Source organism: Rhizobium sp. 01N424 (assembly GCF_056399485.1).
In genome coordinates, this window is record NZ_JBFTRK010000008.1 from 201,663 (window position 1) to 224,181 (window position 22,519).

The window sequence follows — 22,519 nt, forward strand, 5'->3', positions numbered from 1 at the left end:
CAGGAAGGCCTTCCCGAAATAGGTCATCTTGCCGCAGCAAAACACACGCATTACTTTTATTAGCTAATCCAAAATTAATAGTTTCAGGCCTATACAGAACACAGCTTACAAAGCTCGCATGAGGCGCAGTATGACAGTGTTTCGCCGTTTCCGTTCGAACGACAAGGGAGCCGCCGCGATTGAATTTGCGATCATCGCTCCGCTGTTCCTGCTCGTGATGTTGACGCTGATCGCCTACGCGATCTACCTGACCGCCGCCCATTCCGTCCAGCAGATCACCGCCGACGCCGCCCGCACGGCTGTCGCCGGCATTTCCGCCAAGGAGCGCGAAACGCTGGTCGACAATTTCATCACCGCTTCGACGATCAATCATCCTTTGCTGCAGAAGGACAAGATCCACGTTACCGTGACCACAGATCCCGGCAACGTCAACCAGTTCACGGTGACGACGGAATATGATTCCGCCAATCTACCTATATGGAATTTATACACTTTTCCGCTTCCGGACCATACCATAAAGCGCTTCGCGACGATCCGGATGGGAGGCATCTGAATGACATTGAATGCCTTCAGGCTTTGCCGTGACAAGCGCGGCAACATTGCCATCAGTGCCGCTCTCTGCGCGCCCCTCATCATCTACTCCCTTGGCCTCGGGGTCGACTACGGCATGCTGACGCTGCAGCAGCGCCGGCTTCAGCAGATGAGCGACATAGGCGCCATTGCCGCTGCGTCGGACATCAACCGTGCCGCCGACCAAATTCTTGCCAATTTCACAGAGAACGGGATCAACGTGGCGGTGCTTACCGAGAACGGCTACCTGACCGGCAAGGGATCGCTCCCGAAGGGCGCGGATACGTCACAATTCCAGGCTGTCGTCAGCTATTCGCTGGGCGCTTATCTCGCCGACGAGACCGTCGCCCCCGGCCAGCGCTTCGTTTCTGGAAAGCAGCCCTACGATGCCGTAAAAGTTGCAGTATCGCAAAAGGGTGAATTGGCCTTCGCCAATATCTTCGCCAGTGCCCCGACGCTGAGTGCCACCGGTACCGCCTCGGCAGCAAAAGTCGCAGCCTTTTCCGTCGGCTCGCGTCTGGCAAGCGTCAACGACGGCGTGCTGAATGCCCTGCTCAGCGCCCTCCTCGGCACCACTGTCTCGCTGAAAGCGGTCGATTACGAAGGCCTTGCTTCGACCGACATCAACCTGCTCTCCTATCTCGATCTCCTGGCGACCAATCTCAACGTCAACGCCGCCACCTATGACGAGTTGCTGGCGACCGATGTCTCCTATCCGCGCCTGCTGAACACGCTCGGCAAGACGCCCGGTCTCCCTGCTGCGGTCAACAAGACGATCACCGCGCTGGAGAAGGGTCTCGGCTCCACCCAGCTCAAGGTGAAGCTTGAAGACATCCTCAATCTCGGCTCCACCGGCGAACGCGCCATCGGCAGCGGTTCGCACCTGCAGGTCGATGCCACCGCGATGGAGCTGATCTCGGCGACCGCGCTGGCCGCCAACCAGAAGAAGCAGGTGGCAGCCAACGTCAACAGCACCGTTCCCGGTCTGCTGAACGTCAAGCTCAGCGTCGCCGTCGGCGAGCGGCCGGTCGGCTATGCCGCGACAGCTGTGGGCTCTGCAGGTTCCGCCGTGCGCACCCCGCAAATCCGTCTGGCGATCGAAACCAGCGTGCCGGGTCTCGGCTTGCTCGGCGGCCTGAAACTCCGCGTACCGCTCTATGTCGAGGTGGCCTATGCGGAAGCGAGGCTTTCGAACATCACCTGCCTTGGCGGCGGCGCCAAGAATACTAGCGTCGGCGTCGAAGCCGTGCCTGGTGTTGCCGAGATCGCGCTCGGCGATGTCGATACGACGGCATTCGCGAATTTCGGCAGCAAGCCACGTGTCAATCGCGCCACGCTTCTCGATGTCTTCGGACTTCTGAAAGCAAGCGCCATGGCCGACGTCAATGTCACCAACCTCGACAAGAGCAAGCTGACCTTCCAGCCAGCCGACATCGCGGCAAAGACGGTCAAGAACATTTCGACGAAGGATAGCCTGACCTCAACGGTTCAGAGCCTGCTCGGCAACACCGATATCGAGGTGCAGCTGCTGACCCTGACGCTCGGCACACCCAAAGCGGTGACCGCGGCCGTGGCACAGACCCTGACGGGGCTGACAAAGCCGCTCGACGAGCTGCTTTACAACACGCTGATGATGCTCGGCATCAAGATCGGCGAAGCCGATATCCGCGTCACCGATGCGCGCTGCCAGCAATCGGTTCTCGTCCAATAAAAAAGCCCCGCATCGCGGGGGCTTTTCCAATTCAGATCATTTGCACTCAGGCGCTGACGGCCAGCCGCTTCTCGTCGCGGCCGCCCTTCATGCGCTCGGCAAGCAGGAAGGCAAGCTCGAGGGCCTGGTCGGCATTGAGACGCGGGTCGCAATGCGTGTGGTAGCGGTCGGACAGCGAGTCCGCCGTCACGGCGCGGGCGCCACCGGTGCATTCCGTGACGTCCTTGCCGGTCATCTCGATATGGATGCCGCCCGGATGCGTGCCTTCGGCGCGATGGATCTGGAAGAAGCTCTCGACCTCCGACAGGATCCGTTCGAACGGACGCGTCTTGTAGTGGTTGAGCGTGATCGTGTTGCCATGCATGGGATCGCAGGACCAAACGACCTTCTTGCCTTCCTTCTCGACGGCGCGGATCAGCTTCGGCAGGCTGTCGGCAACCTTGTCGTGGCCGAAGCGGCAGATCAGCGTCAGGCGGCCGGCTTCGTTGGCCGGGTTCAGCGCATCGATCAGCTCGATCAGGTTGTCGGGCGTCAGCGACGGGCCGCACTTCAGACCGATCGGGTTCTTGATGCCGCGGAAATATTCAACATGCGCATGGTCGAGCTGACGTGTGCGGTCGCCGATCCAGAGCATATGGCCCGACGTCGCATACCAGTCGCCCGAGGTCGAATCGACGCGGGTCAGGGCTTCCTCGTAGCCGAGAAGCAGCGCTTCATGGCTGGTGAAGAAATCCGTCTCACGCAGGCTCGGCTGGTTCTCGGCAGTGATACCGATCGCCTTCATGAAGTCCATGGTTTCGGAGATACGGTCGGCCAGCTTGCGGTAGCGGTCCGCCTGCGGGCTGTCTTTGATGAAGCCGAGCATCCACTTGTGAACATTTTCGAGGTTGGCATAGCCACCCATCGCGAAGGCGCGCAAAAGGTTCAGCGTTGCCGCCGACTGACGGTACGCATCGAGCTGGCGCTCGGGGTTCGGAATGCGAGCTTCTTCCGTGAATTCGATACCGTTGATGACATCACCGCGGTAGCTCGGCAGCGACACGCCGTTCATCGTTTCGATATTCGACGAACGCGGCTTGGCGAACTGACCGGCGATGCGGCCAACCTTGACGACAGGAAGCTGCGCGCCATAGGTTAGAACCACGGCCATCTGCAGGAAGGCGCGGAAGAAGTCGCGGATATTGTCAGCGCCATGTTCGGCGAAGCTTTCGGCGCAGTCGCCACCCTGAAGCAGGAATGCGTCGCCATTGGCAACGCTGGCGAGCTGCTTCTTGAGGCGGCGTGCTTCACCGGCAAAAACCAGCGGCGGATAAGTGGCAAGCGTGGCTTCCGTTGCCGCCAGAGCGGCCTGGTCCGGATATTCCGGAACCTGCTGGATCGGTTTTTGCCGCCAACTGTTCGGGGTCCAAGTCTGTGCCATCTTACTCACCTTTGCTACACCGGATAACGCCGGGCATCGTCCTTGAAGAATAACGGCGGCTTATAAACCTTTAGGCCCGGCTTGCCTAGCGGCGTTTCGGACACTTTCAAGGGCAAAAGACGACGTTTTTCCTGCATATAAAGGAACGCCGCGTCTGCACTTCAATCCCCGTCATTAAGACAAACTATACCACGTCGTTTTGCTGACGATTTAGCTTTCGCTGTTACAACACCCTTCAATATTAATGGGCCGCACTGGTGCCTTTCCTGAAAATGCAGGCAAGCGGCCGAGACAGGGATTTCGACGCCGATGACCATGCGCCGTTTGCTCGCCGACCGTTCCGGAAACTTCGGTTTGCTAACTGCCCTGCTCGCCGTGCCGCTGATCGGCTCGGCCGGCATGGCCATCGATTTCGGCCATGCGATGAGTCTGCGGACACAGCTTTATGCTGCGGCAGACGCCGCAGCTGTCGGCTCCATCTCGCAGCAGTCCAGCGCGGTCACACAGGCGATGACGAGTGGCGATGGCCCGCTTTCGACCGGCCTGGCGGATGCGCGCAGCATCTTCCTTGCCCAGATGCAGGGAGAACTGAAGGCAAGCGACGTCAGCCTCGATGTTCAGGTCAACAAGGTCGCAAATCAGCTGAATTCCCAGGTATCGTTCAGCGCCAGCATTCCGACGACCTTCATGCAGATCTTCGGCCGGAACAGCATCCAGATCGACGGCACGGCAAATGCCGTCTTCCAGACCGCCGCCTTCATGAATTTCTACATCCTGCTCGATAACACGCCGTCGATGGGCGTCGGCGCGACGCCGACCGATGTCGCGACAATGGAAAAGAAGACGTCGGATACCTGTGCCTTCGCCTGCCACGTCGTTTCTGACGCCGGCGTCGAGGACCCGAACAGCTATTACAATCTCGCCAAGAAGAACAACGTCACCCTGCGCATCGACGTGGTGCGCCAGGCAACGCAGCAGCTGACACAGACAGCGAAAGTCCAACGCGTCACCGATAACCAGTTCGCCATGGGCGTCTACACTTTCGGCAAGCGCGCGCAGGATGCCAACCTGACGACGATTTCCGACCCGATCACCGATCTCGACAAGGTGGCGAATTACACGAATGCCGTCGATCTGATGTCGATCCCCTTTCAGGGATATAACAACGACCAGCAGACCAGCTTCGACAACGCCCTGACACAGATGAAGACGATCATCGGCAACCAGGGTGACGGCAACAGCCAGACCCAGCCGCAGAAGATCCTGTTCTTCGTCTCGGATGGGGTGGGCGACAGCAACAAGCCGTCAACCTGCACCAAGGCGACGACAGGCGGACGCTGCCAGGAACCGATCGACACCTCCTTCTGCAAGCCGCTAAAGGACAAGGGCATCAAGATTGCCGTACTCTATACGACCTACCTGCCGCTTCCCAACAACAGCTGGTACAATAGCTGGATCAAGCCCTTCCAGAGCCAGATCCCGACCAAGATGGCAGAATGCGCCTCGCCCGGGCTCTATTTCGAAGTGACGCCGACCGACGGTATCGCTCAGGCGATGAATGCCCTGTTCCTCAAGGTCATCCGCATGCCGCGCATCACCAGCTGACGATCAGACCTTCTGGCCGTCGACGATGCGATAGCTCGGCGCATACATGGTGACGAGTTCTTCGGCGGCGGTCGGATGAACAGCCATGGTGCGATCGAAATCGTCCTTGGTGCAACCCGCCTTCAACGTAATGCCGAGGATCTGCGCCATCTCCCCGGCATCATGGCCGAGAATATGCGCACCAATCACCTTGCGGCTGGCGGTATCGACGATCAGCTTCATCAGCATCTTCTCGCCACGGCCTGACAGCGTTGCCTTCAGCGGCCGGAACTGGGCGCGATAGACCTCGATCTCGCGGTATTTCTTCGCAGCCGCTTCTTCCGTCAAACCGACAGTGCCGATCTCCGGCTGCGAGAACACCGCCGTGGCGATCAGATCGTGATCCGGTTTGGTCGGGTTGTTCTTGTACTCGGTCTCGATGAAGCACATCGCTTCGTGGATGGCGACCGGCGTCAGCTGTACCTTGTCGGTGACATCGCCGAGCGCGTAGATGTTATCGACGCTGGTGCGCGAATAATCGTCGACGACGATCGCACCCCGCTCGTTGGTCTTCACGCCCGCTGCCTGAAGCCCGAGGCCATCGGTATTCGGATCGCGGCCAAGCGCCAGCATGACGACACCGGCGTTCAGCGTGCCGTTGTTCTTGGTCTCGACAACGAGGCCTTCACTGCCCTTGGAGACCTTCTCGATCAGATCGTGGCAAAGAATGCGAATGCCCTTGGCCGTCATCGCTTCGTGCAGGCCGCGGCGCAGATCGTGGTCGAAGCGCGAGAGGATCTCGGCGCCGCGATAGATCAGCGTCGTCTCGACACCGAGGCCATGGAAGACATTGGCGAACTCGACGGCAATATAGCCGCCGCCGGCAATGACGATCGATCTCGGCAGCTCTTCAAGATCGAAGGCTTCGTTGGACGAGATGCAGAGCTCGTGGCCGGGAAGCGCTGCATGCGCATTCGGCTTCCCGCCCGTAGCGATCACGATCGTCTTGGCCGTCACCGTCTTGCCGGTGTTGACGAGCCTGATGGTGTGATTGTCGACAAGCTCGGCGCGGGTTTCCAGAATTTCCGCGTTGGCAGTGGAAAGTCCCTTCTTGTAGAGCCCTTCCAGCCGTGAGATCTCGGCATCCTTGGCCGCGATCAGCTTCTTCCAGTCGAAGCTGGTTTCACCAACGGTCCAGCCGAAGCCGGCCGCATCCTCGAAATGCTCATGATACTGCGAAGCATAAACAAACAGCTTCTTCGGCACACAGCCGCGGATGACACAGGTGCCGCCGTAACGATATTCCTCTGCGATCGCCACCTTCTTGCCAAGCGAAGCCGCCACGCGCGCGCTTCTTACGCCTCCCGAACCGCCACCAATGACGAAGAGGTCGTAATCATATGCAGACATGAGGAAATGCTCCGGTTGGGAATCGGGAGGGAAGGCTGACAAAGCATATAGTATCGGTGGCCACGAAAACAAAAGCCCGGCGCGAGCCGGGCTTTCGTCATCGTAATCGTGAAACCGCTTATTGCGGGGTCTGCAGGTTGAGGGCCGGAGCAGCCGGAGCCTTGGCAGGTGCCTTTGCCGGAGCCTTGGCGGGCGCCTGCGCCGGAGCGGCAGAAGCATCGGCCGGTGCTGCCGGCGTGTCGAGCTGAACCGGCTCGACCTTGATGATCTTGCCAAGTTCGTCGCTGGCGTTCTTCTGCAGGTCGCGGGCGATACCCTGAGCCCAGATATCGGCCGCACGGTTGGTCTCGCGCGAAGCGATCGGGCCGTCCTTGAGCAGCTTCTTGCCGACGTCGGAGCCGTAGAAATCGGCGATCGCCTTCAGCTCTTCAACGGTGAAAGCCTTGGCATAGTTGGTCGCAGCTTCCTTTTCGAGGTCAGCGCGGCGCGGCGCCAGGGCGAGAGCGGTCGCATCGACCGTCTGCGAAATCTGGTCTTCATAGTTCGGCGAGTCCTGGATCAGGCCGGCCTTGAGGCGCTCTGCCAGACCCGGCAGGATGTTGTCGAACTGAGCGGTGGCGCCGATCGCAGCGATTGCCGCACGTGCTGCCTTCAGCTGCTCTTCCGTGACTTCCTGAGCCTTGACGGCAGTACCGAAAGCGAAGCTGGAGAGAATTACGGTCGCAGCGGCGATGCGGCCAAGACCTGCAAATGTCTTCATGAGTTCAATGCTCCTGTTATCTGTTCGCTTGCAGCGTGCGGGCACCGGATGGACCAGCAATGATCGCAAGTGCCGCCATATTGAGAAAAAGCCCGTGTTCAACGACACCGGGTATTGAATTCAGCTCGCTCGAAAGCGCCTCTGCATCAGGAATGCGGCCAAATGATGCATCGATAATGTGGTGGCCGCCATCCGTGGTAAAATCTCCGTCACCCGATCGGCGGATCGCGAGACTGCCACTGAGGCCGAGCTTTGCGGCGACCTTCTCGATCGTGATCCGGGTCGAAACCAGACCGAACGGATTGACTTCGATCGGCAGCGGAAACTGGCCGAGCGTCTCCACCAGCTTGCTTTCGTCGGCAATGACGATCATCCGTCCGGATGCGGCGGCGACGATCTTTTCACGCAGCAGCGCACCGCCGCCACCCTTGATCAGACGCAGGGCGCCATCCACCTCGTCGGCGCCATCGATGGTCAGATCGAGTTCCGGCAATTCATCGAGCGATTTCAGGGGTACGCCGAGTTCGACGCAAAGCCGCGCCGTGCGTTCGGATGTCGGAACGCCCTCGATCTTGAAGCCGCCTGCGACCTTCTCCGCCAGCAGCCGCACGAACTCTTCAGCCGTGCTCCCTGTGCCGATACCGAGGCGCATACCGCTCTCCACATGGGTCAGCGCAACCGCGGCAGCCTTGATCTTCATCTCGCGGGCATCCATGCGCCGCTTACTCCGATTGTTTCGTTGGATGTGCTGTTAACACGGCTCGCATGCCAAACGAAAGCCAAAATAACCGAAGCAAACTGAAAAGCAAAAGCATCGCGGCGAGCCCGAAAGAGCCTAGTCTTGGCGTTGCTTTTTGACCGCCCTTCGCCTACTCCGGACCGACCCATTTCCATGAAGAGGCAACAGACCTTGACCCCTGCCCTTGTCGTATTCGATCTCGATGGTACGCTTCTCGATACCCATGCCGATCTCATTGAGAGCCTCAATCACTCGATCGGCTCGATCGGCCTCGAGCCGGTCAGCTATGACAACCTGACCCATCTCGTCGGTCACGGCGCCAAGGTGATGATCGAGCGCGCCTGCAAGCTGCGCGGTCACCCGCTGACCGAACGCGAGGCCCCATTGCTGCTCGAGCGCTTCATCGCGCATTACACGGAAACGATGCCCGGCCACACGAAGCCCTATCCCGGCCTTGTCGCAGCCATGGACAATCTGAAGGCCAACGGCTTCAAGCTGGCTGTCTGCACCAACAAGCTGGAATCGCTGGCGCGCACGCTGCTCGAAAAGCTTGAGCTGACCCACTATTTCGAGGTGATCACCGGCGGCGATACCTTTCCGGTCCGAAAGCCCGATGCCCGCCATCTCCTCAGTACGATCGAAAAGGCCGGCGGCACGCCTGAGCGGAGCATCATGGTCGGCGATAGTTTTAACGATATCGCCGTTGCCAAGAACGCCTCGGTCGCCTCTATCGGCGTCCCGTTCGGCTATTCCGACGTGCCGATTGAGAGCCTGGAACCCACCCGCATCATCCAGCACTTCGATGAACTGACGCCCGATTTCGCCAACGCTCTGATCCGCGATTATGCGGCAGGCAACAAGGCCGTACAGACCGCCTGAGCCCGCCAGCATGGCAAACAAAAAAGGCGGCCACCAGCCGCCTTTTTCATGACTATTAAAACGCTCAAATCTGAGCGCCGCGCGCCTTGCTGGTGATGTCGAAGGCCTTCATCGTGTAGGTATCGCGATCATAGACGTCGTTGAAATATTCAACATTGCCGTCCTTGTTCGGCCAGGCCGTGAAGTAGGCGATATAGATCGGGATCCGCTGCGGCACTGAAACAGCCTTGTTCTGGCCACTGGCGATCTGCTTGGCGACATCGTCGACCGTCGTGTTCAGCACGGCAGCCGCCATCGCCCGCGGATCGGCAAGGCGCACACAGCCATGGCTCAGCGCGCGCATATCACGCTTGAAGAAGCTGCGCTGCGGCGTGTCGTGCATGTAGATCGCATGCGAGTTCGGGAACAGGATTTTCAGTTCGCCAAGCGCATTGTCACCGCTCGGTGGCTGACGCACCGAAACGTTGGCGGTCGAACCGTACCAGTCGACGCTCGAAGACGGAACAGCACGGCCGTTGACGGCCACCTCATAGCCCATGCGGTCGAGATAGTTCGGATCGGCGCGCAGCTTCGGCAGCATCTCGTTGATGATGATCGACTGCGGCACGCCCCAGAACGGATTGAACTCGACGGTTTGGATCTCATCTTCGAAGAAATTGGTCTGATGCGTCGGCTGGCCGACGACCACGCGCATCGACAACTGTTCCTTGTTGTCGTTGTGGTAGTAGACCATGAAGGCAGGCTGGTTGATCATCACGTAACGCGAGCCGAGATCTTCCGGCAGCCAGCGGGCCTGCTCCATCGCGACGACGAGCTTGTTGATCTTCGCCGTGTTGCTGTCGCCGCCGGTCATGACGCGGACGGTCGCCTGACCGATGACGCCATCAGGCTTCAGGCCATGCTCCTTCTGGAAGTCCTCGACCAGTGACACCACCTCGGGCGAATAGTCAGAACCGCCGGTATAGGCAGCGAGCATCGCAGCATGCTGGGTCTTCAGTGCTTCCGAACCATGTTTGCCGACAGCCTTGACGATATTGGCGATCTCCGGCGAGCTGTCGCCCGGACGCAACAGGCCGTTGAGCGAGATGGTGATCTGCTCCTGGTCGCCGCCTTCGGCCTTCAGCTTGGCAAGCTCCTTCTTCAGGATATCGAATTCACGCCCATCCGGGCTGCGGCTGGCGAGATAAGAGCCGACATCCGGGCTCATGCGGGCAAGCTTCAGCACCGGATCGAGATTGACGACCTTGCGCTTGAAATCGTGGTAACCCGACAGCTTGTTCGGATCGATACGGCCGCGCACCGTGTCCTGAACATAGGCCAGAACCTTCGACGACAGCTCAAGTTCGAACTGCGTCAGCGCGTGATCGCGAACGGTCGAGTCAGGATTGGCGGCATCGGCAGCCGGAAGATCGACGGCGTAGTCTGCCGGATCGAGACCGACGGAACCGGCGCTTGCCAGGAAGCTCATGGCGGCCTTGGCGCGATCGTTCACTTCCGTGCCGCTGACCCAGACGAGCGGGTTCTTGGTGTCGCCGTAATAGGTTTCGAGCGACTTCGCGACATTGCCGTCGGCGCGAACCTTGGCATCGGCGAGATAGCGGCGCTGAACGCCGGACTGGTCGCCCGACGTTGCCGACGCATCGACGACGGCACCGGTTACGACCGGGTCTGCAAACTTCGCCGTGTTCACCAGACGCATCGGGTCCGGCTTGTACGTATAATAGGTCGGCGACGTCACCTTCGGCAGCGGCGCGTCGACGGGGGCCTGCATGGCCGGCATCTGCGCGGGATTGGAAGGATCGATGATGGTGCTCTGGGTGCGCGGCCGGTCACCGCGGATCATGTCCATCAGCGTATAGGCATGCGCGGGCGCAGCAAGTGCCGCAAAGCCGCAGGAAAGTGCCAGTGCGGAAACCGCACCCTTGAAAAACGATGTCATGCTTTTTCCAGTCCCAGTGTCATGCTGTCTTGGCGTGGGCCCGAGCCCATTCGAGATTTCTACCGCCTGGCTCACTGCTCCATTGGCAGAATCCAGCCTGCGCCGCCAGCGCCGGACGACTCAACTTTGCGTGAGGTGATCCTTCGCGGCGGCGCTCCACAGTTCACACAAAATTATGAAATTATTGGTTAATTTTTTACCCAATTTCGCGCCGCCGCCAAAGCCCGTTTTTCAGCTGTTCCGCATAAAATTCCGGCCGTGTCCCAAATACCACGCCAACCGGGCCTAAAACATGAAAATCACTCTCATATTTTAAGCCGCGAGACGGTTTTCTTGGCGGCGCTGCGGGCCTATAAGACGCCATCCTGACGACAGCAGAGGAAGGCACTGCGATGAGCACGACCCGTACCGAAACAGATACCTTTGGCCCGATAGAAGTTGCGAGCGACCGCTATTGGGGCGCACAGGCCCAGCGCTCGCTCGGCAACTTCAAAATCGGCTGGGAAAAGCAGCCGCTGTCGATCGTCCGCGCACTCGGTATCGTCAAGCAGGCGGCCGCGCGCGTCAATGTCGAACTCGGCCAGCTCGACTCTGAGATCGGCAAGGCGATTTCAGTGGCGGCGCAGGAGGTCATCGACGGCAAGCTCAACGACCACTTCCCGCTCGTTGTCTGGCAGACGGGCTCCGGCACGCAGTCGAACATGAATGCCAACGAAGTGATCTCCAACCGCGCCATCGAAATGCTGGGCGGCGTTATGGGCTCGAAGAAGCCTGTTCATCCGAACGATCACGTCAATATGAGTCAGTCGTCGAACGACACCTATCCGACAGCGATGCATATCGCCTGCGCCGAACAGCTCGCTCATCACCTGCTGCCCGCCCTCAAGCACCTGCACGCCGCGCTCGACATGAAGGTGGTCGAGTTCAATCACATCATCAAGATCGGCCGTACGCATACGCAGGACGCCACGCCGCTGACGCTGGGACAGGAGTTTTCGGGCTATGCTGCACAGGTGGGTTCGGCGATCAAGCGGATCGAGATGACGCTTCCCGGCCTCTGCGAACTCGCACAAGGCGGCACGGCCGTCGGCACCGGCCTGAATGCGCCGGTCGGCTTTGCCGAAGCGGTTGCCGATGAGATCGCCAAGATCACCGATATGCCATTCGTAACGGCGCCCAACAAGTTCGAGGCGCTGGCATCGCATGACAGCATGGTCTTCAGCCATGGCGCCATCAATGCCGCAGCTGCAGCCCTCTTCAAGATTGCCAACGACATCCGCCTCCTCGGCTCCGGCCCGCGCGCCGGTCTCGGCGAACTGGCGCTGCCGGAAAACGAACCCGGCTCGTCGATCATGCCCGGCAAGGTCAATCCGACCCAGTGCGAAGCGCTGACCCAGGTCTGCGCCCAGGTGTTCGGCAACAATGCCGCCCTCACCTTCGCCGGCAGCCAGGGCCATTTCGAACTCAACGTCTACAATCCGATGATGGCCTATAACTTCCTGCAATCGGTTCAGCTGCTCGGCGATGCCGCGATCTCCTTTACCGACAATTGCGTCGTCGGCATCGAAGCCCGCGAAGACAACATCAAGGCAGGCCTCGAGCGCTCCCTGATGCTGGTCACCGCCCTTGCCCCGACGATCGGCTACGACAACGCCGCCAAGATCGCCAAGACGGCCCACAAGAACGGCACGACCTTGAAGGAAGAAGCGCTCGCCAGCGGAATGGTGACGTCGGAACAGTATGATTCGGTCGTCCGGCCGGAGCAGATGATCGGACCGAAGTAAGGCCGAGCAAGCAAAGCCCGTTGAACAAGAAAGGCTCGCGGAGGTCACTTCGCGAGCCTTTCGCCGTTTTTCCCGGCATAAACGGGCCTTGGGTTTGCCCGGGGCGAACCTCTAGCGCCGCTCCATGACGGACGTATAAAAACGCCGCGACTTCGGAAAATAAGATTAAGATTCGAATATAGAAATGTAATTACAATATATTATAAAATATAAACTCAACATCAGGATTCATTATAATTATGTAATATATTACCTATAGTTCAGTATATTACTGTACGTTGGCGTTTATATATACATACGCGTGACAAATACGCAACATCGATACTTTACCACCCGTTGTGACAAACTTGTAATTTTGACGTTTCGTTCGCCCTGTACCCACCGCCTCGAAGTTGGGGGCATGCCACCTTCTTCTCAAAAACAAGGGCCGGGAAAGGGAATGCCGTTGGCAAAAAATCCCAGCCCAATCGAAACTTTGAATTGGAGGTTATCCATGAACATCAAGAGCCTTCTCCTTGGCTCCGCTGCAGCTCTCGCAGCAGTTTCCGGCGCTCACGCCGCAGACGCCATCGTCGCTGCAGAACCGGAAGCCGTCGAATACGTTCGCGTCTGCGACGCCTACGGCACCGGCTACTTCTACATCCCGGGCACTGAAACCTGCCTGAAGATCAACGGCTACATCCGTTTCGACGTCAACTTCGCGTTTGGCGACGGCACCGACAATCCGGCCACCGGCAAGGGCGGCGAAGACTGGAACGTCCGTACCCGCGGTCAGGTTCAGTTCACTGCCAAGAGCGATACCGAATACGGCCCGCTCACCGGCGTTATCGTTTACCAGGCCAACTATCGTGGCCCGTCAATCAAGGACGGCGCTCTGAGCCCAAGCGGCGCTCAGAACGCAACCGTTCTCGACACCGCCTACATTGACATCGCTGGCCTGCGAGTCGGTAAGTTCGTCAACTGGTGGGATAACGACTTCTCGGGCGAATTCGACATCACCAACTCCGGCACCACGAGCTTCAACACGGCCCGTTATCAGTACGAAGCCAACGGCTTCTACGCTGGCGTCGCGCTCGAAGAACTCGGCGGTAACGGCTTCGCTTGGGAAACTGGCGGCAACGACCTCGGTATCGACGCTGCAATCGGCGGCAAGGCCGGCAGCTTCACATACGAAGTTCTCGCTGGCTACGACGTCGATGCTGACAACTTCGCTGTTCGCGGCAAGATCGGCGCCGACATCGGCCCCGGCACGCTCGGCATCGCAGCGATCTGGGCTGACGGTCCTAGCGCCTACTTCACCAAGGGCGAATGGACTGTTGCAGCCCAGTACGCCATCAAGGCGACCGACAAGTTCACGATCACCCCTGGCTTCCAGTACACCGGCAATGTCGATGTCACCGGCCTGGCTGGCGAGCAGGAATTTGACGGTGGTAGCGAGTGGCGCGCAGGCGTAACGCTCGACTATCAGGTCGTTCAGAATCTGGCAGCGAAGCTCGCAGTCACCTACGTCGATCACGACTCTGACACCTCTACGGTTGGCGCAAGCTACACCGGCGTTACGGGCTTCTTCCGCCTGCAGCGTGCATTCTAATCTGATCTGACTCCTTCGGATCGAGGCCCGTCCGGCTCTGCCGGGCGGGCTTTTTGCCGCGGCGGAACCAAGACCCTTCTCCAGCGCATTGCATTTCGCCGCGCCCGGATTTAGATCGCTTCCAAACTAGCCCATTCGAAAGGTTTCCAATGGCTGACGATCTCTTCCCGCTCGGCAAAGACACGACGCAATACCGCAAGATCAGCAGCGACTACGTCTCGGTCGACAGCTTCAAGGGTCAGGAGATCCTGGCGGTCGAGCCAGAGGGCATCCGGCTGCTGGCCGAGACCGCCTTTGCCGACATCAACCACCTGCTCCGCCCCGGCCATCTGAAGCAGCTCGCCTCGATCCTCGATGATCCCGAGGCCACCGACAACGACCGTTTCGTTGCCTATGATCTGCTGAAGAATGCCAATATCGCCGCCGGCGGCGTGTTGCCGATGTGCCAGGATACCGGCACCGCCATCATCATGGGCAAGAAGGGGCGCCGCGTCTGGACTGAAGGCGGCGATACCGCGGCTCTGTCCAGGGGCGTGCTTGACGCCTATGAAAAGAAGAACCTGCGCTATTCGCAGCTGGCGCCCATCAAGATGTTCGAGGAAAAGAACACCAAGAACAACCTGCCGGCCCAGATCGATATTTATGAAGAAGGCACCGACAGCTACGACTTCCTGTTCGTCGCCAAGGGCGGCGGCTCCGCCAACAAGACCTTCCTCTACCAGGGCACGCCGTCCCTGCTGACGCATGACCGCATGATCGACTTCCTCAAGGAGAAGATCCTGACGCTGGGCACGGCAGCCTGTCCCCCCTACCATCTGGCGATCGTCATCGGCGGCACTTCCGCCGAGATGAACCTGAAGACGGTCAAGCTCGCATCGACGCGCTATCTCGACGACCTGCCGACCGAGGGCTCGGAAAGCGGCCACGCCTTCCGCGACATCGAGATGGAAAAGGAAATCCACAAGCTGACGCAGCAGATGGGGGTCGGCGCCCAGTTCGGCGGCAAGTATTTCTGTCATGACGTGCGCGTCATCCGCCTGCCCCRCCACGGCGCTTCGCTGCCGATCGGCCTCGGCGTCTCCTGTTCCGCCGACCGTCAGGCCAAGGGCAAGATCACCCGTGAGGGCATCTTCGTCGAACAGCTCGAGACCGACCCCTCGAAATACATGCCGGAGATCGATGAGACGAAGCTGTCGGAATCGATGGTCCGCATCGACCTCAACCAGCCGATGGCCGGCATTCTCGCCGAGCTTTCCAAGCATCCGGTCAAGACCCGCCTGTCGCTGACTGGCACCATCATTGTTGCCCGCGACCTTGCGCATGCGAAAATCCGCGAACGCCTGGAAAATGGCGAAGGCATGCCTGACTATATGAAGAACCACCCCGTCTATTACGCCGGTCCGGCCAAGACCCCGGCAGGCTATGCCTCCGGCTCCTTCGGTCCGACGACTGCGGGCCGCATGGACAGCTATGTCGACCAGTTCCAGTCCTTCGGCGGTTCGATGGTGATGCTCGCCAAGGGCAACCGCTCGCGTGCCGTGCGCGAAGCCTGCAAGAGGCATCAGGGCTTCTATCTCGGCTCCATCGGCGGCCCGGCAGCACGTCTCGCACAGGACTGCATCAAGAAGGTTGAGGTTCTCGAATATCCGGAACTCGGCATGGAAGCCGTCTGGAAGATCGAGGTCGAGGACTTCCCTGCTTTCATCGTTATCGACGATAAGGGTAACGACTTCTTCCAGGAACTCAATCTCGGCTGATGCCGGGACTACACGCATTAGCTTCCGGAGCGTTTAAAATAGCTTCGGAAGCAATGATCTTGATATCTCTCTGACGGCAAGGCAAAGCCACGTTCACAAAACGGAGACGCCTTTGCCGGCACCGTCAATGAAATAAGAACACGCTTATGCAAATTTTTTCAGAGATTTTCCGGGAAACTTTCAACCGGCCACAGCCGGAAGACAGCCTCAGGTGTGAGCATCCCTCAGATTCCTGATTTTTTTCAATGCTATAGTATTTCTGGAATATACAACCAGAATAATCACATGTAATCGTTGGTATATATCGTCTTAATTGTTTCCCAACGAATTTAAGCTAACCAATAGAAGATTGCTTTTCTAATTCCTTGAGGAGTATGCCGGATGAATACGGCTGCAGCGCAGAAAGCGCAGATCCCGGATGTCGCAGGCCAGATCACTTTTGCCATGCGTTCTATGGGCGTCGCGCCAATCCCGCGCAATTACGAACTCTTCTACGAAGCCTATATCGGTTCCAATCCGGCCCTGACGCGCGATCTCGCGGCACTCGGCGGACAGGCGACGCAGGAAGAACTCGACGAGCTCGGCTCGCAATACTTCACCCACTCTCCCGCCCGCGTCTTCGACGATGTCCATTCCCGCATCGCCGCCGAACTTGAGGGACTGCTCAGAGTGCTGCGCCAGGAGCAGACCTCTCTCGAGAGCTACAACAAGCTGCTCGGCGAAACCTACCGCCGTATCAACACCAAGAACACCACCAGTGTCGATCTCCTCGAAAACGCCATCACCCTGCTGACCCAGGCAACCGGCGACACTATGGCCCACGGCGAACGTACCGTCGAGAATGTCGCTCAGCGCTCGCAGGAAATGGATGAGGTCCGCAAGGAACTCGACGAGTATAAGCGCATCGCCAACACCGACTCGCTGACCCGTCTGTCCAACCGCCGCGCCTTCGACGACCGGCTCGCCGCCGTCTTCGACAACGTCGCCCTGAAGCCGGTGACCGCTCTTGTGCTGGCCGATATCGACAACTTCAAGAAGATCAACGACACCTACGGCCACCCGGTCGGCGACAAGATCCTTGCCACAGTTGCCTCGGTTATCCGCGCCAATGTCCGCCGCGATATCTTCGTGGCACGCACAGGCGGCGAAGAATTTGCCCTGATCATCGACGGCAATACGCAGGAAGAGGTCATGGGCATGGCCGAGCGGATCCGCCGGACCCTCGAAGCGACGCCGTTCAAGAACTCCCGCACCCGCATCAACTATGGCCCGGTCACGGTTTCCATGGGTGTCTGCATGGCATCGCATGCCGATGATGCGGGAGAGCTCTATTACAAGACCGATATCGCCCTCTACGGCGCCAAGCACGCCGGCCGCAACTGCAGCGTCCTCTATGAGGATGGTATGCAGAAGGACTTCACCAAAAGCTGGCTGATCTACAAGGCCTGACCATCACCATCCGGTGACGCGCTACCACATTGTCTTCGCGGCGCGTCCCGCCCATTCGCGGTCATAGGTTTCGTAGTCGAAATCGCCTGCCGCCGCCTTCAACATCATGCCCGGTGTCGGCAGGTTTGCCGGATCGGCGAAGGTTTCCGGGTTCCAGATCTGCGAGCGCATCAGCGCCCTGGCGCACTGGAAGTAGACTTCATCGACTGTAATCACCACGACAGTGCGCGGATGCCTGCAGTCCATCTCGAAGCTTTTGAGCAGGCTCTCGTCATCAGAGACCACGCCGCGGCCATTGATCCGCATCGTCGTGTTCGATCCGGGCACCAGAAACATCAGCGCCAATCGCGGATCGCGAACGATATTTGAAAGCGAATCGACGCGATTGTTGCCGCGCCAGTCCGGAAGATGGAGGGTTTTCTCATCGATGATCCTGACGACGCCGCCGATGTCGCCGCGCGGCGAGCAGTCGAGACCCTCAGGTCCAACCGTCGCCAGCGCCACGAATGGCGCGGCCTCGATCATCTGCCGGTAGAGCGGCGTCAGCACCTTGGTGACCTTGGCAACCGAAGCCTGCGTCAGCCCGCCTGCATAGATCTCGCCGAGTTCTTCCACGGTCCTGATGATTTTCATGATCGCCTGCATCCCGGTTTACGGCCTTCATTAGCCGCCTAAGATGACGCTACAATGACGCGCGCCGCACCGGAAGCTCGAAAAGAGAAACGATCTCGGCATCGCTCTTGCCGGGAGCGGCATCAAGAAACGACTTGATCTCCTGCAGCACCGGTTCGGCGCCGATGATCCGCCGGTGGCCGAAGCTGTTGGCCCAGAACAGCCTGACATTCTCTCCGGACGCCGCATAGCGCCGCGCATGATGGGCGCTTACTTCCTTGTCGTCTTCGGCATGGACGACAAGAACCGGCACCGCGAGACGGCCAGCCGAAGTGCCGACATCGAAATCGGCGAGCTTGCGCCCGGTTACGCGCTGAACCTTGCGCTCCAAGGCCGCCTGCGCCTGCCTGCCAAGGCCGATCATCCGGCCGAAATCATGAAACAGCCAAGCCATCTCGCTTGGCGAGCCGATAGTGACGATCTTCTCCGCTTCCAGTTTGTGGATCTGCGGCAGGATGCCGGTCGCCGATACCATCAAAGCTGCACCGCCGAAGGAATGGCCAATCGCGGCATCGAATCGGCCGAGACGATCCTGGGCTGCCGCGATCGCCTCCACCGCCATCCCCATATGCAGCGAGCGTCCGCCGGAGATCCCATGTCCCGGGAAATCGAGCGCGATGATCTCGGCACCGTCCTTGGCCAGCATTGCGATCAGATCGGTCATATAGGCCATGCCCGAGCCCCAGCCGTGGGTTACGAGATAGCGCTTGCGCTGCCCGCGCGCGCCGCCATTGATCCTGTAGGCTCTCGCGCAGCGGCCGTTCGCAAGCCGGATCGCGATGCGCTCCGCATTTTTCAGCCACAAGGATCCAGCGGCGTGTGCGGCCTTGGCCTTTGCTCCCTTGGGGCGAAGCGAGGGCGTACGGCAGAACAGGCGGAAGGCCGCCTCGCCCGCCAGATCGGGCGAAAGAGCCTGCAGCGCGCGAAATCCGAAGCGGGTGACCGCAAGCGCAAAGTTTGCCATAGTGGGAATCCAACAATGTTCAACACTGAACAATAAAGTACAACGATGAACAAAAATCAATCCCTTCCCTGGGATCATCCGCGTTTTCGCAGCTGGATCGCCGTTGCCCGCGCGTGCCAGCTGATGCAGCAATCGCTCGGCCGCTCGCTGGCCGAGTTCGATATCAAGACACCGCATCTCGATATCCTGATCAATCTCTACCGCTTCGAGGGCCTGACGCAGCAGGATCTAGCCCGCAAACTGCTGGTCGGCCGCTCCAACATGAGCATGCTGCTGCCGCAGATGGAAAAGCGCGGCTTGATCGAGCGGCGCGGCGACGAGCGCGACAAGCGGGTGCTGCGGCTCTATTTGACGGAAGACGGCCGCGCGCTGACGGAAAAGGCCATGGTGATCCAGACCGACCTGATTGACCGCATGCTATCAGACGAGCCGCTGGAGCAATGCATGGCCATGGCGGGCTCCATGGAACGCATCATCGCATTGCTGCAGCAGGACCTGAAGGACGACGACTGAGCGCTAGTGCAGCGTCGGCGCGGGCGCCGCCGAACCCAGCGACCGGTACTCCCAGACCGCGACGATGACGAGCACCAGTGCTGCCAGTATCCCCATCACGTAGATCTCGACGGCTGGCGACAGAAACGCGAGCAGGATCAGAAGGATGATGCCTGCCAGATGCGAGAGCGGCGCCCGCCCGCTGACGGCACCCTTGAACCAGAGGTTTCCCGCCAGGAACAGCCCGGCGCCGCCGAGCACGGCAGCGGCAATGCCGATATCGCCAACCTCGTGCGGATGCGAGAACATGAATTCCACAGCCACGGCATCGACGATGATGCCTGCCAGAATCGGGATATGCGCATAGGTGAACGCCTGGCGTGCCAGACTTCCTGGCGTCTCCTCGTGTTCGATCCGATGCGCCGCCCGCTCATGGCCGAAGCGGAAATAGAGCCACCACATGGCAACGGTTGATGCAAAGCTGGTGACCAGAACGAGGCCGGTCATCGGCGAGAACGGCATTTCGGAGAAGGTGCGGCCCGAGACGAGAACGGCCTCGCCGAGGCAGATGATGATGAAAAGAGCGCAGCGCTCAGCCATATGCGCACCGGAAACATCCCAGTCGGCGGTGGTCGATTTGCCAAGACCCGGCACGAAGAAACCAGACGCAGGACCGGCATATTCGATGGCGAGCGCAATCACCCAGGCGATCAGTCTTGCCTCATGCTCGAGCAGGCCTCCGGCGATCCAGAACACACCCGATACCGCCAGCCAGATGCTGATACGCGTGAAATTCAGATAGTTGGAATGGCTGGAATGCCGCACCGCATAGACGGTGAAAAGCGAGCGCCCCACCTGCATCAGCACATAGGCGCCGGCAAACAACAGCCCCTTGTCGCCGAAGGCTTCGGGGATCGACGAGGAGAGAACGAGGCCAAGCAGCATCAGGACGATCAGCATCGCCCGCACCGGCATTTTATCGGGGTCTAGCCAGTTGGTCACCCAAGCCGTGAAGATCCAGACCCACCAGACCGCAAATGTCATCAGCGCCGCTTCGGCGGCGCCGAGTGGCGTGTAGTGGGCGGCAAGCGCATGTGAGAGCTGGGAAATCGAGAAGACGAAGACAAGGTCGAAGAACAATTCCAGAAAGGTGACCTTGCTGCCGCCCGGGCTACCCTTGGCCCGAAGCCAGTTTCTCATCGCAGTTCCCGCCATCCATGCCCCCTATGGCTATTGTCAATCAACGCGGCTGTTCCGCCACGTCCCGGCTCATGCCTTTTTCGGCCAGTTCCTTCTCGTAATCTGCAAACAGTTCGACACCCCGTTCGCCGAGTTCCCGCAGATAGGTCCAGGTGAAGATGCCGGTGTCGTGCATGTCGTCGAAGCCGATGCGCACGGCGTAGTTCCCGGTCGGCGTCATGGCGATGATCGCCACGTTGCGCTTGCCGGGAACCGTGAGCTTTTGCCCCGGACCATGCCCCTGCACCTCCGCCGAAGGCGATAGAACACGCAGCATTTCGGCCGAGAGATCGAAGCTCTGCCCGTCGTTGAACGTCACGGCAAGACGCTGCCGGTCTTTCGAAACCCTGAGTTCGGTGGGCCAGATGTCGCTCATTGCTGCACTCCGTTCGCATTCGTTGAGTAGGCATTGAGGCGTTTTCTGGCAAGCTCAATCTACCGTGTGCCTGTACCGTTTACCTTGACGGCACAGTCACATATGACCACATTAACATGATTGCGGAGGTATCGGTGAACAGCAATGTCGGCACGATAGGAAGCGCTGCACCGCTTGTTGCGGATGCAAGCCCGATGATCGACCCGTTCGGACGGGCCGTCAGCTATCTGCGTGTGTCCGTCACCGACCGCTGCGACTTCCGCTGCACCTATTGCATGGCCGAGAACATGACCTTCCTTCCGAAGAAGGATCTGCTTTCGCTCGAAGAGCTCAACCGGCTCTGTTCCGCCTTCATCGCCAAGGGCGTCCGCAAGATCCGCCTGACGGGCGGCGAGCCGCTGGTGCGCAAGAACATCATGTTTTTGATCCGCGCGCTCGGAAAGCAGGTCGGCACCGGCCTTGAGGAGCTGACGCTGACCACCAACGGCTCCCAGCTCGCCCGTCATGCCGAGGAGCTCTATGATTGCGGCGTACGGCGCATCAATGTCTCGCTCGATACGCTCGACCCGGACAAGTTCCACAGGATCACCCGCTGGGGCGACCTGGAAAAGGTCATGCAGGGCATCGATGCGGCGCAGAAGGCCGGTCTGAAGATCAAACTCAACGCCGTCGCGCTGAAGGATTTCAACGAGCATGAAATCCCCGGCATGCTGCGCTTCGCCCATGGCCGCGGCATGGACCTGACGGTGATCGAGACGATGCCGATGGGCGAAATCGATGAGGATCGTACCGACCAGTATTTGCCGCTTTCGGAGCTGCGCGCTTCGCTGGAAAAGCAGTTTACGCTGACCGATATCGGCTACCAGACGGGCGGCCCGGCGCGCTATGTGAGCGTCGGCGAAACCGGCGGCCGCCTCGGATTCATCACGCCGATGACCCATAATTTCTGCGAGAGCTGCAACCGCGTCCGGCTGACCTGCACCGGCACGCTCTTCATGTGCCTCGGGCAAAACGATGCCGCCGACCTGCGCTCCGCGTTACGCGCCACCGAAGATGACGGCCTGCTCTACGCGGCGATCGACGAAGCCATCACCCGCAAGCCCAAAGGCCACGATTTCATCATCGATCGCACCCATAAAAAACCCGCCGTCGCACGCCACATGAGCGTCACCGGCGGGTGACT

General features: G+C 59.7%; 19 protein-coding genes. 10 read left to right on the top strand and 9 right to left on the bottom strand.

The features are described from left to right. Positions 1–130 precede the first annotated feature (130 nt). Together AC1DNK_RS20435 and AC1DNK_RS20440 are read left to right on the top strand one after the other, a co-directional pair. Positions 131–553, top strand: a complete 423-nt coding sequence (locus AC1DNK_RS20435) for a TadE/TadG family type IV pilus assembly protein (protein WP_112387206.1) — start codon at positions 131–133, stop codon at positions 551–553. Then, a complete protein-coding gene (locus tag AC1DNK_RS20440) occupies positions 554–2,281 on the top strand; it encodes a pilus assembly protein TadG-related protein (protein ID WP_477943085.1) in 1,728 nt (575 codons plus the stop codon). It abuts the gene before it with no gap. 46 nt (positions 2,282–2,327) lie between these two features. Here the strand turns inward: AC1DNK_RS20440 and AC1DNK_RS20445 are convergent, their stop codons facing one another. After that, the gene (locus AC1DNK_RS20445) at positions 2,328–3,701 is read right to left on the bottom strand and encodes a class II 3-deoxy-7-phosphoheptulonate synthase (protein WP_112387204.1); all 1,374 of its coding nucleotides are present in this window, start codon (positions 3,699–3,701) and stop codon (positions 2,328–2,330) included. 315 nt (positions 3,702–4,016) lie between these two features. Here AC1DNK_RS20445 and AC1DNK_RS20450 point away from each other — a divergent pair, with 315 nt between their 5' ends. Continuing rightward, a complete protein-coding gene (locus AC1DNK_RS20450; RefSeq protein WP_477943144.1) occupies positions 4,017–5,306 on the top strand; it encodes a TadE/TadG family type IV pilus assembly protein in 1,290 nt (429 codons plus the stop codon). A gap of 3 nt (positions 5,307–5,309) precedes the next feature. Here the strand turns inward: AC1DNK_RS20450 and gor are convergent, their stop codons facing one another. The 3 genes from gor to rpiA form a co-directional block, all read right to left on the bottom strand. Further along, positions 5,310–6,695, bottom strand: coding sequence for a glutathione-disulfide reductase (gene gor, locus AC1DNK_RS20455; protein ID WP_477943086.1), 1,386 nt, complete (start codon positions 6,693–6,695; stop codon positions 5,310–5,312). Positions 6,696–6,813: 118 nt separating this feature from the next. Next, the gene (locus tag AC1DNK_RS20460; protein WP_112387202.1) at positions 6,814–7,455 is read right to left on the bottom strand and encodes a DUF2059 domain-containing protein; all 642 of its coding nucleotides are present in this window, start codon (positions 7,453–7,455) and stop codon (positions 6,814–6,816) included. 16 nt (positions 7,456–7,471) lie between these two features. Further along, positions 7,472–8,170: a ribose-5-phosphate isomerase RpiA gene (gene rpiA, locus AC1DNK_RS20465; protein WP_112387201.1), complete on the bottom strand. Its 699-nt coding sequence runs from the start codon at positions 8,168–8,170 to the stop codon at positions 7,472–7,474. A 177-nt stretch (positions 8,171–8,347) separates the two neighbouring features. Between rpiA and AC1DNK_RS20470 the strand changes: the two genes are divergently transcribed. Then, positions 8,348–9,073 (top strand): HAD family hydrolase, encoded by a 726-nt coding sequence (locus AC1DNK_RS20470; protein ID WP_477943087.1) that lies wholly within the window; start codon positions 8,348–8,350, stop codon positions 9,071–9,073. Between the two features lie 64 nt (positions 9,074–9,137). Here AC1DNK_RS20470 and AC1DNK_RS20475 read toward each other — a convergent pair whose 3' ends face one another. Next, positions 9,138–11,012 (bottom strand): L,D-transpeptidase family protein, encoded by a 1,875-nt coding sequence (locus AC1DNK_RS20475; protein WP_477943088.1) that lies wholly within the window; start codon positions 11,010–11,012, stop codon positions 9,138–9,140. Positions 11,013–11,404: 392 nt separating this feature from the next. Between AC1DNK_RS20475 and fumC the strand changes: the two genes are divergently transcribed. The 4 genes from fumC to AC1DNK_RS20495 all read left to right on the top strand — a co-directional run bounded on the left by fumC (position 11,405) and on the right by AC1DNK_RS20495 (position 17,593). Continuing rightward, positions 11,405–12,796: a class II fumarate hydratase gene (fumC, locus tag AC1DNK_RS20480; RefSeq protein WP_477943089.1), complete on the top strand. Its 1,392-nt coding sequence runs from the start codon at positions 11,405–11,407 to the stop codon at positions 12,794–12,796. A gap of 493 nt (positions 12,797–13,289) precedes the next feature. Further along, positions 13,290–14,387: a porin gene (locus tag AC1DNK_RS20485; protein WP_112539281.1), complete on the top strand. Its 1,098-nt coding sequence runs from the start codon at positions 13,290–13,292 to the stop codon at positions 14,385–14,387. Between the two features lie 149 nt (positions 14,388–14,536). Then, positions 14,537–16,144 (top strand): fumarate hydratase, encoded by a 1,608-nt coding sequence (locus AC1DNK_RS20490; RefSeq protein ID WP_477943090.1) that lies wholly within the window; start codon positions 14,537–14,539, stop codon positions 16,142–16,144. Positions 16,145–16,525: 381 nt separating this feature from the next. Further along, positions 16,526–17,593, top strand: coding sequence for a GGDEF domain-containing protein (locus tag AC1DNK_RS20495; protein ID WP_112387195.1), 1,068 nt, complete (start codon positions 16,526–16,528; stop codon positions 17,591–17,593). A gap of 21 nt (positions 17,594–17,614) precedes the next feature. Here AC1DNK_RS20495 and AC1DNK_RS20500 read toward each other — a convergent pair whose 3' ends face one another. Together AC1DNK_RS20500 and AC1DNK_RS20505 are read right to left on the bottom strand one after the other, a co-directional pair. After that, a complete protein-coding gene (locus tag AC1DNK_RS20500) occupies positions 17,615–18,226 on the bottom strand; it encodes a pyridoxamine 5'-phosphate oxidase family protein (protein WP_477943091.1) in 612 nt (203 codons plus the stop codon). Between the two features lie 49 nt (positions 18,227–18,275). Next, positions 18,276–19,229 (bottom strand): alpha/beta hydrolase, encoded by a 954-nt coding sequence (locus AC1DNK_RS20505; RefSeq protein WP_477943092.1) that lies wholly within the window; start codon positions 19,227–19,229, stop codon positions 18,276–18,278. 45 nt (positions 19,230–19,274) lie between these two features. On the opposite strand from AC1DNK_RS20505, the gene AC1DNK_RS20510 reads away from it, so the two are divergent. Then, positions 19,275–19,742: a MarR family winged helix-turn-helix transcriptional regulator gene (locus AC1DNK_RS20510; protein ID WP_477943093.1), complete on the top strand. Its 468-nt coding sequence runs from the start codon at positions 19,275–19,277 to the stop codon at positions 19,740–19,742. A 3-nt stretch (positions 19,743–19,745) separates the two neighbouring features. Here the strand turns inward: AC1DNK_RS20510 and AC1DNK_RS20515 are convergent, their stop codons facing one another. Then, complete coding sequence (locus tag AC1DNK_RS20515) at positions 19,746–20,936, bottom strand: low temperature requirement protein A (RefSeq protein ID WP_112539285.1); 1,191 nt, start codon at positions 20,934–20,936, stop codon at positions 19,746–19,748. A gap of 25 nt (positions 20,937–20,961) precedes the next feature. Further along, entirely contained in the window at positions 20,962–21,336 is a 375-nt protein-coding gene (locus tag AC1DNK_RS20520; RefSeq protein WP_112516058.1) for a gamma-butyrobetaine hydroxylase family protein, read from the bottom strand. A 134-nt stretch (positions 21,337–21,470) separates the two neighbouring features. Here AC1DNK_RS20520 and moaA point away from each other — a divergent pair, with 134 nt between their 5' ends. Continuing rightward, positions 21,471–22,517, top strand: coding sequence for a GTP 3',8-cyclase MoaA (gene moaA / locus AC1DNK_RS20525; RefSeq protein WP_477943094.1), 1,047 nt, complete (start codon positions 21,471–21,473; stop codon positions 22,515–22,517). Positions 22,518–22,519: the final 2 nt, after the last annotated feature.

What these genes read in the sequence shown, in the direction of transcription:
- AC1DNK_RS20435 (WP_112387206.1), top strand. Translation starts at nt 131, where the DNA reads ATGACAGTGTTTCGCCGTTTCCGTTCGAACGACAAGGGAGCCGCCGCG.
- AC1DNK_RS20440 (WP_477943085.1), top strand. Translation starts at nt 554, where the DNA reads ATGACATTGAATGCCTTCAGGCTTTGCCGTGACAAGCGCGGCAACATT.
- AC1DNK_RS20445 (WP_112387204.1), bottom strand. Translation starts at nt 3,701, where the DNA reads ATGGCACAGACTTGGACCCCGAACAGTTGGCGGCAAAAACCGATCCAG.
- AC1DNK_RS20450 (WP_477943144.1), top strand. Translation starts at nt 4,017, where the DNA reads ATGCGCCGTTTGCTCGCCGACCGTTCCGGAAACTTCGGTTTGCTAACT.
- gor (WP_477943086.1), bottom strand. Translation starts at nt 6,695, where the DNA reads ATGTCTGCATATGATTACGACCTCTTCGTCATTGGTGGCGGTTCGGGA.
- AC1DNK_RS20460 (WP_112387202.1), bottom strand. Translation starts at nt 7,455, where the DNA reads ATGAAGACATTTGCAGGTCTTGGCCGCATCGCCGCTGCGACCGTAATT.
- rpiA (WP_112387201.1), bottom strand. Translation starts at nt 8,170, where the DNA reads ATGGATGCCCGCGAGATGAAGATCAAGGCTGCCGCGGTTGCGCTGACC.
- AC1DNK_RS20470 (WP_477943087.1), top strand. Translation starts at nt 8,348, where the DNA reads ATGAAGAGGCAACAGACCTTGACCCCTGCCCTTGTCGTATTCGATCTC.
- AC1DNK_RS20475 (WP_477943088.1), bottom strand. Translation starts at nt 11,012, where the DNA reads ATGACATCGTTTTTCAAGGGTGCGGTTTCCGCACTGGCACTTTCCTGC.
- fumC (WP_477943089.1), top strand. Translation starts at nt 11,405, where the DNA reads ATGAGCACGACCCGTACCGAAACAGATACCTTTGGCCCGATAGAAGTT.
- AC1DNK_RS20485 (WP_112539281.1), top strand. Translation starts at nt 13,290, where the DNA reads ATGAACATCAAGAGCCTTCTCCTTGGCTCCGCTGCAGCTCTCGCAGCA.
- AC1DNK_RS20495 (WP_112387195.1), top strand. Translation starts at nt 16,526, where the DNA reads ATGAATACGGCTGCAGCGCAGAAAGCGCAGATCCCGGATGTCGCAGGC.
- AC1DNK_RS20500 (WP_477943091.1), bottom strand. Translation starts at nt 18,226, where the DNA reads ATGAAAATCATCAGGACCGTGGAAGAACTCGGCGAGATCTATGCAGGC.
- AC1DNK_RS20505 (WP_477943092.1), bottom strand. Translation starts at nt 19,229, where the DNA reads ATGGCAAACTTTGCGCTTGCGGTCACCCGCTTCGGATTTCGCGCGCTG.
- AC1DNK_RS20510 (WP_477943093.1), top strand. Translation starts at nt 19,275, where the DNA reads ATGAACAAAAATCAATCCCTTCCCTGGGATCATCCGCGTTTTCGCAGC.
- AC1DNK_RS20515 (WP_112539285.1), bottom strand. Translation starts at nt 20,936, where the DNA reads ATGGCGGGAACTGCGATGAGAAACTGGCTTCGGGCCAAGGGTAGCCCG.
- AC1DNK_RS20520 (WP_112516058.1), bottom strand. Translation starts at nt 21,336, where the DNA reads ATGAGCGACATCTGGCCCACCGAACTCAGGGTTTCGAAAGACCGGCAG.